Source organism: Butyrivibrio sp. AE2015 (assembly GCF_000420825.1).
Classification (GTDB): Bacteria; Bacillota; Clostridia; order Lachnospirales; family Lachnospiraceae; genus Butyrivibrio.
Map to the genome: position 1 here is coordinate 1 of NZ_ATVR01000033.1, position 14,953 is coordinate 14,953.

At 38.8% G+C, this 14,953-nt stretch carries 11 protein-coding genes and 1 pseudogene; all 12 read left to right on the top strand.

Annotated elements, in window-relative coordinates:
* Positions 1–257: pseudogene (locus tag G585_RS19740) on the top strand (hypothetical protein); the annotation flags it as partial.
* 884 nt (positions 258–1,141) lie between these two features.
* Positions 1,142–1,624, top strand: a complete 483-nt coding sequence (locus G585_RS20165; RefSeq protein ID WP_442852424.1) for a M15 family metallopeptidase — start codon at positions 1,142–1,144, stop codon at positions 1,622–1,624.
* A gap of 12 nt (positions 1,625–1,636) precedes the next feature.
* Complete coding sequence (tgt, locus tag G585_RS0113240; RefSeq protein ID WP_022775616.1) at positions 1,637–2,818, top strand: tRNA guanosine(34) transglycosylase Tgt; 1,182 nt, start codon at positions 1,637–1,639, stop codon at positions 2,816–2,818.
* A 111-nt stretch (positions 2,819–2,929) separates the two neighbouring features.
* On the top strand, positions 2,930–3,286 hold the full coding sequence (yajC, locus tag G585_RS0113245) for a preprotein translocase subunit YajC (protein WP_022775618.1): 357 nt from the start codon (positions 2,930–2,932) through the stop codon (positions 3,284–3,286).
* A gap of 79 nt (positions 3,287–3,365) precedes the next feature.
* Positions 3,366–4,463, top strand: a complete 1,098-nt coding sequence (gene leuB, locus G585_RS0113250; RefSeq protein ID WP_022775619.1) for a 3-isopropylmalate dehydrogenase — start codon at positions 3,366–3,368, stop codon at positions 4,461–4,463.
* The gene (locus G585_RS0113255; protein ID WP_022775621.1) at positions 4,441–6,135 is read left to right on the top strand and encodes a glycosyltransferase family 39 protein; all 1,695 of its coding nucleotides are present in this window, start codon (positions 4,441–4,443) and stop codon (positions 6,133–6,135) included. The genes leuB and G585_RS0113255 overlap by 23 nt, the downstream gene beginning before the upstream one ends.
* Positions 6,136–6,183: 48 nt before the next feature.
* Positions 6,184–7,854 (top strand): dihydroxy-acid dehydratase, encoded by a 1,671-nt coding sequence (gene ilvD / locus G585_RS0113260; RefSeq protein WP_026663995.1) that lies wholly within the window; start codon positions 6,184–6,186, stop codon positions 7,852–7,854.
* A gap of 51 nt (positions 7,855–7,905) precedes the next feature.
* Entirely contained in the window at positions 7,906–9,585 is a 1,680-nt protein-coding gene (gene ilvB, locus G585_RS0113265; RefSeq protein WP_022775623.1) for a biosynthetic-type acetolactate synthase large subunit, read from the top strand.
* A gap of 31 nt (positions 9,586–9,616) precedes the next feature.
* On the top strand, positions 9,617–11,140 hold the full coding sequence (locus G585_RS0113270; protein ID WP_022775625.1) for a L,D-transpeptidase: 1,524 nt from the start codon (positions 9,617–9,619) through the stop codon (positions 11,138–11,140).
* Positions 11,141–11,375: 235 nt separating this feature from the next.
* Entirely contained in the window at positions 11,376–12,458 is a 1,083-nt protein-coding gene (gene serC / locus G585_RS0113275; protein WP_022775626.1) for a 3-phosphoserine/phosphohydroxythreonine transaminase, read from the top strand.
* A 2-nt stretch (positions 12,459–12,460) separates the two neighbouring features.
* A complete protein-coding gene (locus tag G585_RS0113280) occupies positions 12,461–13,630 on the top strand; it encodes a phosphoglycerate dehydrogenase (protein WP_022775628.1) in 1,170 nt (389 codons plus the stop codon).
* 69 nt (positions 13,631–13,699) lie between these two features.
* Entirely contained in the window at positions 13,700–14,953 is a 1,254-nt protein-coding gene (locus tag G585_RS0113285) for a DUF1015 domain-containing protein (RefSeq protein WP_022775629.1), read from the top strand.

Below are 14,953 nucleotides of genomic sequence, written 5' to 3' on the forward strand. Positions count from 1 at the left end.
TACTTGGTAAAGAAAATGAGATAGAAAAGAAGAAAAGGTTGTCAGAAGAATTTGGTCTTGTGATGAGCATAGAGACTGAAAGGAGGCTGGGCGAGATGTGTAATTTAAGTGAAGTATTAGTAGAGAAAGGAATAGAAAAAGGACAGACCGATCTTGTCGAAGTAATAAAACGATTAAGAAATGGTGAGAGCAGTGCAGACATTATAGAGTCTGGTGTTGATGAGCGTACAGTAAATTTGGCGCTAACTATTAAATAAAAAATAGTTGATAGAGGCTTATACCTCCGGTCATCATCTGATGGCCGGAGGCATTTTTACAATTATTATTTGGTTAGCTTTTAGAAAAAATATGCAAAAATAGTGAATTTTATGTAAATAAGTTATATAATAACTTTTAGATGCCAAAGAAAACGGCCTTTTGCGTCTAACATATCATCATAAGTACAGTCAGCGCTTGATATCTGAAATAAGAGGGGATTTCCGATATGAATGCCAGTAACTTGCAGAGAAAGTTATCTCATAAGGAAAAGATAATTTTCAGAGTTAAAAAATTTAATAGAAAACATAAGGCTCTTTCCTTTTTAGGGCTTGCCTATGCAGTTATATCGATCACGAGCTACAACTTTTTGTTTTACTTCTATAGTAATGCCAAGAGATTTATAAGTCTTGCATGTATCTTGCTTTTCTTTGTATCAAGTAGTAGTTTTTCGCATCCAGGAATGTCTTTTGATATCAGTTTTGATTCTGATATGAATATTGATGGTTATTCGGGTGACTCTGCAGGAGAATTGTCTGAAGTTATAGACTATGAGTCTCAAGCGGAGCTTTCAGTAACTACAGTTGATGAAACTCTTCTTGAAGAGGCTATGGAAAGTGTTAATCCTGATGCCACAGAAGCAGAGCATATGATATCTGATAATAAAGCCACTTTATCAGAGATCTTGGCTGCAACAAGCAGTGCTTCAGATGAAGAAGAAAGTGCAGAAGTAGAATTTTCTGAAAATGTAACTGAAGAGGTTCCGCTTTCAGATACTGTACCGGAGCATTCTTTTTCCAGTGATGACTGGCAGATAGTTCTCATAAATAAGCAGCATCCTATACCTGAAGACTACGCGGTTTCTCTTGGAACCATAAATGGTTCGATGAGATGTGATGAGAGGATAATCTCACCACTTCTTGAAATGATGAGAGCAGCAAGCAGAGATGGTGCTAATCTTATTATCTGCTCACCGTACAGGGATATGGATCGACAGACTATGCTTTTTACCAATAAGGTAGACAGATATATGAATGGCGGTATGTCTTATATGGAAGCTTACAATCTGGCTTCACAGGCTGTAACTGTTCCTGGATCTTCAGAGCATCAGATCGGGCTTGCTATTGATATTATCTGCGATGGATATTCAAGTCTTGATGAAGGCTTTGCGGATACCAAAGCCGGAAAATGGCTTGCTGATAACAGCTATAAATATGGCTTCATCCTTCGATATCCTTTGGGAAAAGAGGATATAACAAGCATAGAATTTGAACCATGGCATTTCAGATATGTAGGAGTTGATGCTGCTACAGTCATGTATGAGAATGGCATTTGCCTTGAAGAGTTTTGGAATACTTATGTTAATTGATCGAGGATTTTTATGTATAAGATTTTAAAAAAAGATGGAAACGCCAAAAGGGCTGAATTTACTACGGTTCATGGAACTGTTCAGACTCCTGTATTTATGAATGTTGCAACTGTTGCAGCTATTAAGGGCGGCGTTTCCACAGAGGATCTTGAAGGGATAGATACACAGGTTGTCCTTTCAAATACTTACCATTTGCATTTGAGACCGGGTGACGAGCTTGTTTACAGAATGGGTGGACTGCATAAGTTTATGTCATGCAATAAGCCTATTTTAACTGATTCAGGCGGATTCCAGGTCTTTTCTCTTGCCAAAACACGTAAGATCAAGGAAGAGGGTGTGTATTTCCATTCTCACATTGATGGCCACAAGCTCTTTATGGGGCCTGAAGAGAGCATGAGAATACAGTCACATCTTGGTTCTACTATAGCTATGGCATTTGATGAGTGCCCTTCTGCCAAGGCAGAACATGAATATGTCCAGATGTCTGTTGATAGAACAACAAGATGGCTTCTTAGGTGTAAGAAGGAAATGGACAGGCTTAACGGTCTTGAATACACTGTAAACCCTCATCAAATGCTTTTTGGAATTAACCAGGGTGCTATATTTGATGATATAAGGATCGAACATGCAAAGCGCATAAGTGAGCTTGATCTTGACGGATATGCGGTTGGTGGTCTTGCAGTTGGTGAGTCTCATGAAGAAATGTATCATGTACTTGACACTGTTGTGCCATTCCTTCCGGAAAATAAGCCAACTTATCTGATGGGAGTAGGCACTCCGGCCAATATCCTTGAGTCTGTAGACAGAGGCGTGGACTTTTTCGATTGCGTATATCCAAGTAGAAATGGCCGCCATGGTCATCTTTATACAAACAGAGGACATATCAATATTCTGAATGCAAAGTATGAGATGGATGACACTCCTATTGAAGAGGGATGCGGATGTCCTGCCTGCCGCAGATACACCAAGGCTTACATAAGACACCTTCTTAAAGCCGGTGAGATGCTTGGAATGAGGCTCTGCGTGCTTCATAACCTTTATTTCTATAATCACATGATGACAGAAATAAGAGAGGCCATTGAAAAGGGAGAGTATAAAGCATACAAAAAGAAAAAACTTGAGGGAATGCTTGAGTTTGACAGCGAGACCATTGCTGATGGTTATAATATCGCAAGAAACTGGCGCAAAGGTTAAGAAAAATCAAGACGGTATTGATTTTTCTTAATGGATGTATATATTCACTTGAATTTGATTTTTCTTTTTAGTATTATTGATTGGTATATATTACAAGTTTTGGAGGAAGGTATGGGATTATTTTTAACTACTGAATCTGCTGGCTCAAGCACAGCATTTATAACAACAATGCTTGTTTATGCTGCATTTATGGTTGCAATCTATTTCTTGTTCATGCGTCCTAACAGAAAAGAGCAGAAACAGAAAGCTCAGGTACTTGCATCACTTGCAGTAGGCGATAGCGTTAGAACAACAGGCGGCTTTATCGGAACAGTTATTGATATCAATGATGATATGGTAATCGTAGAATTTGGTAACAATAAGAACTGTCGTATTCCTATGGTTAAGGAAGCAATTGTTGAAGTTGAAAAGCCTGAAGATGCAGTTGCAACTGCTGCTACAGATAGTAAGGATTCAAAGAAAAAATAATTGATGGATTTAAGCCTGGCCAAGGTGCGCCCTGGTCAGGCTTATTCTATAAGTAAATAAAACACAAAGGAGCATGGGGATGAAGCTTAATATTACATGTATTCCAGGTGACGGTATTGGACCTGAGATAGTAAAAGAAGCCAAAAAAGTTCTTGATAAAGTGTGTGAAAAGTATGGGCATGAAATATCATATAAAGATGTTTTAATGGGTGGTTGTTCTATTGATGCCTATGGTGTGCCTTTGACAGATGAGACAATAGCTGCAGCAAAGTCTGCAGATGCTGTTTTGATGGGATCTATCGGTGGAGATACAAGTACATCTCCATGGTACAAGCTCGAACCATCAAAGAGGCCTGAGGCTGGTCTTTTGGGACTTCGCAAAGCTTTAAATCTTTTTGCGAATCTTCGTCCTGCATATTTGTATCCTGAATTAAAAGAAGCCTGCCCTCTTAAAAAAGAAGAGGCTGAAAAAGGCTTTGATATGCTTATTATGAGAGAACTGACAGGTGGCCTGTACTTCGGCGACAGATGTACAAAAGAAGTAGATGGCGAGCTTGTTGCAACAGATACACTTGTCTACAGAGAAAGCGAGATCCGTCGTATTGCGATTAAAGCTTTTGAAGTTGCAAGGAAGAGAAGATGCTCTGTGATAAGTGTCGATAAGGCTAATGTTTTGGATTCTTCAAGGCTTTGGAGAAAAGTTGTTGAGGAAGTTAAAAAGGATTATCCGGATGTATCGCTTTCTCATATGCTTGTTGATAACTGCGCTATGCAGCTTGTTAAGAGTCCGTCATCATTTGATGTAGTTCTTACTGAGAACATGTTTGGAGATATCTTATCTGATGAAGCAAGTATGATCACCGGATCTATTGGAATGCTTCCGAGTGCGTCCCTTAATGATTCCAGTTTTGGACTATATGAGCCTAGCCATGGCAGTGCTCCTGATATTGCAGGAAAAGATCTGGCAAACCCTATTGCTACAATTCTATCTGCTGCAATGATGCTAAGATATTCATTTAATCTTGATAAAGAAGCTGACGCTATTGAAGAAGCTGTTAAAAAAGTCCTTAAGGAAGGTTACAGAACAAAGGATCTGTGCCTTAATGATGAGGAAGGCTTTGAAATAGTTGGATGCAAAAAAATGGGGGATTTGATTGCTGAACGAATTAGCGGTTGAAAAAACTGAGAAGAAAATATATGACATTTTGCCACACGAGCCGGAAACAATTGCAATGGCACTTCTAGTGATAGGTATGGGTGCTTATTATCTGTGGAGAATGTTTGCCATTACTCCGCAGTATGATGAACTGTATACATACTATACTTTTATAAGTAAAGGCCCTATATATGCAGCAATTCACTGGCCACTTCCCAATAATCATGTTGGATATTCGGTACTTTCCGGATTTATTGATTATTTTGGTAATTCTTATTTTGGACTAAGAGGAGTTTCATTTGTTTGTGCCATAAGTAATCTGATTCTTGTTTACAGGATATGTAAAAGATTCTTTTCTCATGGACTTCCTTTTGCGGCAGCTCTGTTATATGCTTCCATGCAGGTTATCAATGAGTACAGTGTTCAGGGAAGAGGGTATACGCTGGCAACACTTTGTTTCCTTTTGTCTATATACTGTATCTGTCAGATCTGCAGTCTCGGTGAAAAGAGAATGTATTTGTACTTTTCGCTGTTTGGAGTCATCGTACTTGGACTTTATACAGTGCCAAGTAGCGTATACTGGGTTGTTCCTGTAGGACTTTCCGGAGCTTTGTATCTTCTGATAAACGCCGTAAGAAGTAAGAGTGTATATGACAAACCATCAGATAATATATATAGAAAAAAGCTGATAAATCTCGTGTTTTCGGGACTGTTTGCTGCTGCGGGAACTACTTTTTTATACTCGGTAATATGGCTTGCTATTGGCTCGAATCTTCTTGTTAAGACTTCAGGATCTGAGTTTTTTGGATGGACACATGGAGCAGTTCTTTTGCGTTCTCCAATGAAAGCTCTTTTAACAGGAGTAGATTATATGCTATCTCAGCCATATATTCAGAGTCTTGAACCTGACGTTTTCTGGCAGAGATATCTGGGCTGGAATTACAGCATGCTAAACTACATGCTTCCTGGCATGGTAATTGTTCTGATTATATTCATCTTGGCTGGAATGGGCTGTATGATCTATGAATGTATAAAGCATTTCGAATATAGCAGGACGGTAATAAATCTTGTTGCAATCGTAAATCTTTTGTTTATAGGTGTAATGCTTATTCTTCAAAAGAAATTACCTTATCTTAGAGTTTTTGGATATAGCAGTTTTATTGTTGTCTTATGTGTGTGCTCTGTTTTTGAAAGACTGATAAATGTCCATATCAGGGTATACAATAGAAAAATATCAGGCACAAGCGGTGAAAACGGTACGTCTAAAGAAAATGAGAGCATTTCCCACGAAGGAAAGTGGTATTTTGGACTTGGGGTTTACATTCCTACAATTTGTATTGCAGTTTTGTTCATACTTAGAGTTACAAGCTCTGACTTTAACTGCCAGCTTGGACATAGAGAAAACGAATTGTTCAATACACTTTATATTGCGGATGTGACCAAGAAAAACAATCCGGCTGTTTTGGACTGTGATCAGCAGTACCTTATGAAATTTGGCTGGGACATTGACTGTACCAAGACAGATGTTGACGACGCGGACATGGTTATTGTGGATAAGGATATGCTTCAAAGCGGTTATAGCGGTGAGGATTTTTGGAAATTCTATCAGACTCATGAAACGATAAATTGGGATTATTTAAAGTCCATGAGAGTTATATATGAAAGTGAAGATTTTATTTTGTATGTGAAATAATTAAGTTTATTATAATTTTTGTTTATATAGGAGGAGAATATCATGACAATGAACAGCGACAGAGTTATGAAAGGACTTCAGCAGGCACCACACAGAAGCCTTTTTAACGCACTTGGTTTTACCGAAGAAGAGAGAAGAAAACCCCTAATTGGTATTGTTAGTTCTTATAACGAAATCGTTCCGGGCCATATGAACCTCGATAAGATTACAGAAGCAGTTAAGCTTGCTGTAGCTGAAGCAGGCGGTATGCCTGTTGTAGTTCCTGCAATTGCGGTATGCGACGGAATTGCTATGGGTCACATTGGCATGAAGTATTCTCTTGTAACAAGAGATCTTATTGCAGATAGTACAGAGTGTCTTGCAAAAGCCCATGCTTTTGACGGTATGGTATGTATTCCAAACTGTGATAAGAATGTACCGGGACTTTTAATGGCTGCTGCAAGAGTTAATATTCCTACTGTATTTGTTTCTGGCGGTCCTATGATGGCTGGAAGAGTAGATGGCCATAAGACATCTCTCTCATCTATGTTTGAGGCTGTTGGTAGCGTTTCTGCAGGTAAGATGACAGAGGAAAAGCTCTGCGAGTATGAAGAGAAGGCTTGTCCTACATGTGGTTCATGTTCAGGTATGTATACAGCCAATTCCATGAACTGCCTTACAGAGACAATCGGAATGGGCCTTCCTGGAAATGGAACAATTCCTGCTGTATATTCTGCAAGGATCAGACTTGCTAAACATGCAGGCTATGCTGTTATGGACCTTGTTAAGAAAGATATCAGACCAAGAGACATCATGACAAAGGATGCGTTCATGAATGCGCTTACTCTGGATATGGCACTTGGCTGTTCTACAAACACAATGCTTCATTTACCTGCAATTGCTCATGAAGCCGGAGTTGAGCTTAATATGGAGATTGCAAATGAAGTTTCAAGCAGAACTCCTAATCTTTGTCACCTGGCTCCTGCTGGCCCAACATACATGGAAGACCTCAATGAAGCAGGTGGTGTTCTGGCTGTAATGTCAGAACTTGTTAAAAAGAACCTTCTTAATACAGACGCACTTACTGTTACAGGAAAGACTATTGGAGAGAATCTTGCAGGTGTAAAGAACCTTAATCCTGAGGTTATCAGACCAATAGAGAATCCTTATATGCAGTCAGGCGGAATTGCAGTTCTTAAGGGAAATATTGCTCCTGATACCGGTATTGTTAAAAAATCTGCTGTTGTACCTGAAATGATGACTCATGAGGGACCTGCAAGAGTATTTGATTGTGAGGAAGATGCAATCGCAGCAATCCTTGGCGGCAAGATTGTTGCAGGAGATGTTGTGGTTATCAGATATGAAGGACCTAAGGGCGGCCCTGGAATGAGAGAAATGCTCAATCCTACATCAGCTATTGCCGGTATGGGGCTTGGATCATCTGTAGCTCTTATTACGGACGGACGTTTCTCTGGCGCAAGCAGAGGTGCTTCCATAGGACATGTATCTCCTGAAGCTGCAGTTGGCGGACCTATCGCGCTTATTGAAGAAGGAGATATCATCAGCATTGATATTCCTAATAACTCTCTTAATGTAAAGGTTTCTGATGAAGTTCTTGCTGAGAGAAGAAAGAACTGGAAGCCTAGAGAGCCTAAGGTAACTACAGGATATCTTGCTCGTTATCGTGAGCTTGTAACTAGTGGTAACCGTGGGGCTATTTTGGAAATTCCAAGAGCTTGATCGTTCTAATATTATTGAATAAGACTACTGAAAGTAAGGAGTTTTTTTATCATGCAGTTAACTGGAGCACAGATTGTTTTAGAGTGTCTTAAGGAACAAGGCGTTGATACGGTTTTTGGTTATCCCGGCGGAACAATTTTAAATATTTATGATGAACTATACAAACAGCAGGATGATTTTTTACATATCAGAACATCGCATGAGCAGGGTGCTGCTCATGCGGCTGATGGTTATGCAAGGTCTACCGGAAAGGTTGGAGTTTGTATGGCTACAAGTGGTCCCGGTTCTACAAATCTTGTAACCGGCATTGCAACTGCTTATATGGATTCGGTTCCTATGGTTGCAATTACTTGTAATGTAAATCTGCCTCTTTTGGGTAAGGATTCTTTCCAGGAGGTTGATATAGCAGGCATAACCATGCCTATTACAAAACATGGCTATATTGTTAAGGATGTAAAAGAGCTTGCATCAACCTTAAGGAAGGCTTTTAAGATTGCAAAAAGCGGAAGACCGGGCCCTGTTCTTGTTGATATTACCAAGGATGTTACACAAAAGAGCTGTGACTACAAGGCTGCTGCAATTACAGAAGAAAAAAGAAAAGTAACTTACGACCATGACGATATATTAACAGCCATAAAGATGATAAAGGCATCAAAGAGACCATATATCTATGTGGGCGGTGGCGCTGTAATATCAGGTGCTTCTGAGGAACTTGCGAAGTTTGCTCATACGATTGATGCCCCTGTATGTGACACTCTTATGGGTAAGGGTGCTTTTGATGGCACTGATGAGCTTTACACTGGTATGATCGGTATGCATGGTACCAAAACTTCAAACTTTGGAGTTAGTGAGTGTGATCTTTTGATCACACTGGGAGCTAGATTTTCTGACAGAGTTACAGGTAATGCCAAGACTTTCGCTTCCAAAGCCAAGATTCTTCAGATTGACATAGATGCTGCGGAAATAAATAAAAATATCAGAACCAATTTTGCTATTGTAGGTGATCTTAAAGAGGTTCTCTCAGAAATAAATAAAGAAGTACCAGTTATGGATCATTCTGAATGGCTTAATAAGATAAAGGATTATAAAAAGAAATATCCTTTAAACTATGAGACAGATAAGCTTACATGCCCCTATATCATTGAAGAGCTGGATAAGCTTACAAAGGGTGAAGCCATCATATCTACAGATGTTGGACAGCATCAGATGTGGGCTGCGCAATATTATAAGTTCAGACATCCAAGAACATTTTTGACTTCAGGCGGCCTTGGAACAATGGGCTATGGTCTTGGAGCATGTATTGGTGCAAAAGCAGGAAATCCTGATAAGCTTTGCATCAACATTGCAGGAGATGGCTGCTTTAGAATGAATATGAACGAGCTGGCAACAGCATCTAAGTACAACCTTCCTATCATTGAGATAGTGATCAACAACAATGTTCTTGGAATGGTAAGACAGTGGCAGACACTGTTTTATGAAAAGCATTATTCTCAGACAATCTTTGAGGACAAGGTTGATTACTGCAAGGTAGCTGAAGCTCTTGGATGTGCTGCTTTCAGAATTACCAAGAAGTCTGAAGTGGTTCCTACTTTGAAAAAAGCTATAAATGCAGGCAAACCTGTTGTAATTGATTGTATAATAGAGGAAGATGATAAGGTGTTCCCTATGGTTCCGGCAGGAGCATCTATCAGCGAAGCATTTGATGCAGGGGATCTTGCTTCGAGAAAATAATTAGAAATGAAAAGTGATTTTGGGGGAGATCATGAGTAGAGCTTTAAAGGGATTACTAATTGCACTTGCTGTTTCAATTGCAGCTTTTATAGCTGTTTATATTGGACTGGGCTTTTATTACATGAATGGTTTTCCCTGCTTTACCTGGATCAATGGAGTTTACTGTACTGGAAAAAGTGTTAATGAAGTAAATGAAGAGCTCTGCAAAAAATATCAGTATGATGGTATTTATATTACTGATATTAGCGGAGCAGAGCTCTTTATATCTGCTAAGGATGCGGATGTTCATATTGATTTTACAAATATGCTTAGTTCGTATCTGTCTGACAAAAATCCTTTTGCATGGGGATATTATTTCTTTGAAAGCCTCATTGTGAATCTGTCTCCGGATGTATATGTTGATAAAGATGCAGTAAGAGACATAATATCCAAGTGGGAAATATTTCTTGATGATGATGAACTTAATATAAGCATTGAAAAAAACAAGGATAGCGGCTATATTTTAAAAGATAATCTAAGCAAAGCTCCTGTTCAGGAAGCAATTTCACAGACTGTAATTGATAGCATAGAAGCGCTGAAAACTGAGGTCAGACTCTATACAGTTGACGGGTGTTATACGGAAATCCAGTTAAATGAGGAACAACAAAAGATAGTTGATCTATATGATAAGGTAAATGCTCTTCAGTCCTGCATGATTACCTATAAAATAGCAGATGAAGAAGTTAAACTTGATAAAAAAACAGCATCTTCCTTTATACTTACGGCAGATGACCTTGAGAGTGCAAAAGAAGAAAAAATATCTAAAAAGCTTCCGGGAAGTGGCCTGTTTATAGCAGGCACGGAAGAAGAGAAATTTCCTGAAGATGACATTATTATTGTTGAGGGATTTTTGATGGATTCAAATGGAAATTTGATCCTTAGTGAAAGCAAGATGTATGATTTTCTTTATGAACTTTCGGCGTCTCATAGCACTGAATGGGACCTCGGAAGGTATAGAAGTGGGGATGAGAATGCGGAGATCATAATAAACAATAATAGTAAGGGCAATGGGCTTGTATATGACATAGACTCTGAATTTGAGTATTTAAAGGAAGCCTATCTTTTGGGAACTACAATGAATGAGGAAGTCAGAACACTGCAGCTTTCTGACTCAGCAGTTGTATTTAATGCAAAGGAAAGTCTTGGGGATACCTATATAGAAGTAAATATGGGTAAACAGGAGCTCTTTTACTATGTTGAAGGAAAGCTTTCCATGAATATGCCGATTGTTACAGGAAATGTTAACAGGGGAAGAGGAACTCCGACCGGAATATTTCCTGTCTATAATAAACGATATCACACAAATTTAGTTGGAGTTGATTATGTGTCTTATGTAAACTATTGGCTTGGAGTTCATAAAGGAGTAGGCATTCATGATGCCACCTGGAGATCAAAATTCGGAGAAGATATATATAAAAGAGATGGCTCACATGGTTGCATAAACTGTCCTTTGGATACTGTTTCGCAGTTGTGGGAAGTCGTGGAAGTTGGAACTCCGGTTGTCTTGTATTACTGATATAAACTGAAATATGTAAACTTGGAATTAGAATATGAAATGGTTTTTACCATTTCATATTTTTTTAATTTCTTCAGTCAAAAAAAATAAAATAACATTAATTATGGAATTGCATTATTGACATTTTTTTTATCATGACTACAATGTATTTAAAGGTTTAATTTAGTGATTCAACTCGCTGAAGAATATTATCAATATTACAAAAATCATCTACATGGATTATAGGAGGAGAGAAATGTCAAGAGTTTACAATTTTAGTGCTGGCCCGGCTGTTTTGCCAGAAGAAGTATTAAAACAGGCAGCTGCAGAGATGCTGGATTACAACGGATGCGGTATGTCTATTAATGAGATGAGTCATAGATCCAAGACTTTCGACAATGTCATCCAGACTGCAGAGCAGGATATCAGGGATCTTATGAATATTCCTGATAATTATAAGGTTCTCTTTTTACAGGGCGGTGCAAGTCAGCAGTTTGCAGCAGTTCCACTTAATCTTATGAAAAATGGTAAGGCTGCATATATCATTACCGGTCAGTGGGCTAAAAAAGCATATCAGGAAGCACAGAAATATGGTGAAGCCATTGAAGTAGCTTCCAGTGCCGACAAGACATTCTCCTATATACCTGATTGTTCAGATCTTCCAATTCCTGAAGATGCAGATTATGTTTACATCTGCGAGAACAACACTATCTATGGAACAAAGTTTAAGACTTTGCCTAATACAAAAGGACATATCCTTGTTTCAGATGTTTCTTCATGTTTCTTATCAGAACCTGTGGATGTTACAAAATATGGAGTTATCTATGGTGGTGTTCAGAAGAATGTTGGACCTGCAGGCCTTGTAATAAGCATCATTAGAGAAGACCTTATTACAGATGATGTTCCTGTTTATACTCCTACAATGCTTAAGTGGAAGACTCAGGCAGACAACGGCTCTTTATATAACACTCCAAACTGCTGGAGCATTTACATGTGCGGCCTGGTATTTAAATGGCTCAAAGCCCAGGGCGGTCTTGAAGAGATGAAAAAGAGAAATGAAGAGAAGGCTGCTGTTTTGTATGATTACCTTGATCAGAGCAAAATGTTCAAAGGTACAGTTCGCAAGGAAGACCGTTCTCTTATGAATGTTCCTTTCATTACTGAAAGCGATGAACTTAATGCAGAGTTTATTGCAGAAGCTACAAAGGCAGGATTTGTAAGCCTTAAGGGACATAGAACTGTTGGCGGTATGAGGGCAAGTATCTACAATGCAATGCCTATTGAAGGTGTTAAGAAGCTTGTTGAATTCATGGATAAGTTTGAAAAGGAGAGAGCGTGATCATGTACAAATACAAGTGTTTGAATCCTATTGCTAAGATCGGACTTAATAATTTTACTGATAAATACGAAGCTGTTGACAATGTTGATGACGCAGAAGGCATTCTTGTAAGAAGTGCCAACATGCTGGAAATGGAGTTTTCTGATAATCTTCTTGCTATTGCAAGAGCAGGTGCAGGTGTAAACAATATTCCTTTAGACAGATGTGCTGAGGAAGGAATCGTTGTATTTAATACTCCCGGTGCTAACGCTAATGGCGTTAAGGAGATGGTACTTGCAGCTATGCTCATTGCTTCAAGAGATATAATTGGAGGAACTGAGTGGGTTAAGGCAAATGCCGGAGATCCTGATATTGCAAAACTCACAGAGAAATCAAAAAAGAAGTTCGCGGGAACTGAAATTTTTGGCAAAAAGCTTGGTATCATCGGACTTGGTGCCATTGGCGTAAGAGTTGCCAATGCAGCAAGACAGCTTGGCATGGAAGTTTACGGCTATGATCCATATCTTTCAATTGATGCTGCATGGAGACTTTCATCAGACGTTAAGCACGTGACCAATGTAGATGATATCTATTCAAAGTGCGATATTATCACAGTTCATGTACCTGCTTTGGATTCTACAAAGGGCATGATCGGACAGGAAGCAATTGCTAAGATGAAGAAAGGCGTTATAATCCTTAATCTTGCAAGAGACATTCTTTGTGATGAAGTTGCGATCCTGGCCGGCATTAATTCAGGCAAGATCAGAAAATATGTTACGGATTTCCCAAATCCTACAACAGCAGGACATGACGGCTGCATAGTAATTCCTCATCTTGGAGCTTCAACAGAGGAGTCTGAGGATAATTGTGCAGTTAAGGCTGTTCTTGAAATGAAGGATTTCCTTGAAAATGGAAATATCAACAATTCGGTTAACTTCCCTAACTGTGATATGGGAATTTGCAATAATCCTCGAATTGCTATTTATCACAAAAATGTTGCAAACATGATCAGCCAGTTTACAAAAGAAATTGGTGAGGCCGGATATAACATTTCAGATATGACAAATAAATCTCGCGGTGATTATGCTTATACTTTGATTGACCTTGAGGATGGAATTGAGGATGCTCTTGTAAGTAAACTTGAAAAAATCGATGGAGTTATCAGAGTAAGGGTTGTAAGAAAAGACGTTTAATAAGAAAATGTATTATAATATCGGGTAGGAGTAAAATCCTACTCGATTTTAATATGCGGAGGAATAAAGATGGCTGATATAAGACCATTTAGTGCAATAAGACCAAATACAGACATTGTAAAAGAAAAGGCTGCACTGCCTTATGATGTTTATAACAGGGAAGAAGCTTATGAAGAAGTGATGAAGAATCCCAAGTCTTTTCTTGCAATAGACAGACCTGAAACTCAGTTTCCTAAGGATCAGGATATGTATGCTCCTGAAGTATATGAAAAAGCCAGGGATATGCTAAGAGACCAAATTTCTGATGGGACTTTTATCAAGGATGAAGACAAATGCTTTTACATTTATGAGCAGACTTTCAAAGGCAGAACCCAAACGGGAATTGTTGCCTGCGCATCTATTGATGATTATTTAAACAGTGTGATCAAAAAGCATGAGAATACCAGAGCTGACAAGGAGGAAGACAGAATCAGACATGTCTATACCTGTGATGCCCAGACTGGTCCTATTTTCCTTTGCTATAGAAAAAACAGGCTTTTATCTGAACTTGTTATGAAAATAAAGGAATGCGATGCACCTGTTTATGACTTTGAATCAAAAGATGGTGTTAAGAACAGAGTTTGGGTCATTTCTGATGAAGATGAAGTTAATACCATAAGTAGGATCTTTACTACCATAAATTCAATATATATAGCTGACGGCCATCATAGATGTGCTTCAGCTGTCAAAGTTGGACTTATGAAGAGAAAAGAAGGAGAAGGAAAGGTAAGAGGAAAACTTAAATCTGATTACTTTTTGTCAGTTCTTTTCCCTGATGATGAGCTTGAAATAATGGACTACAACCGTGTGGTAAAGGACTTAAATGGCCTTTCTGAAGCTGAGTTCATGGAAAGGATTTCTGAGAAATTTGATGTTAAAAAGGAAGATGCTCCTGTAAAACCTTCTTGCAAGGGAGAGTTTGGCATGTATCTTGATGGCGCCTGGTACAGACTAAATGCAAAAGAAAGCATTAAATCAGACGATGCTGTTGCAGGACTTGATGTATCTATACTTCAGGATAATGTTCTTTCACCTGTCATTGGTATAGGTGATCCAAAAACTGATAAAAGAATTGATTTTATCGGTGGTATTAGAGGACTCTCAGAGATAGAGAAAAGATGCGACAAGGACTGTAAAGTGGGCTTTTCTATGTATCCGACATCCATATCGGAACTCTTTGCGGTTGCAGATGAAGGGTTGCTCATGCCGCCTAAGTCAACATGGTTTGAACCTAAGCTCTTAAGTGGGTTATTTATTCATGATATCTGTGGTACAATTGTATAG